A 593-nucleotide genomic window follows, 5' to 3' on the forward strand; every position below is an offset into this window, starting at 1 on the left:
GCGCCCCTGACTGCGGTGCGGTGGCCCCGGTTACGGTCATCGTGGATGCACGTCCGGTGGCCAATGATCCGGTTGCGGACTTCTCCAAATGCGACACCGATGCCAATCCGGGTACCGAGGATTTTATCCTGTCCGACCATATTCCGGCCATCATCGCCAATACGGCGGGACTGACCATTACCTTCTATACGAGCCAGACGGGTGCCCAAACCCAGAATGCCGCCGAGCAGATCACGGCCTCTCCGTACACCAGTGCCGGGGAAACTATCTGGGTGCGGGTCGAGAACGCCGCGGGCTGTACCGATGTGGTGAGCTTCGAGCTGGTGGTGTGGCCGCTTCCTGCGGTTGCCGACCCGCTTCCTTCGCGCACCGAGTGCATCGGGGCCGACGGTCTTGCCCAGTTCGACCTGAACAGCTACATACCGGGGATCTCCCAGGGCATACCGGGCGTTACGGTAAGCTTCTACGCCAGCCAGGCCGATGCCAACGTGCCGCAGTCGCCGCTTCCGAGCCCGCATGCCTCGGCCGGAGGTACGATCTGGGTGCGCCTTGACAATGCCAATTGCTTTGTGGTGGCCCCAATGCAGCTCATC

1 protein-coding gene is annotated in these 593 nt (G+C 62.7%); it reads left to right on the forward strand.

From position 1 onward, the window contains the following. The coding region (locus HC229_RS16550; protein WP_408610287.1) for a hypothetical protein at positions 1-593 on the forward strand (593 nt) is incomplete at both ends.

Source organism: Flavobacterium selenitireducens (genome assembly GCF_014748335.1).
Lineage (GTDB): Bacteria > Bacteroidota > Bacteroidia > Flavobacteriales > Flavobacteriaceae > Flavobacterium > Flavobacterium selenitireducens.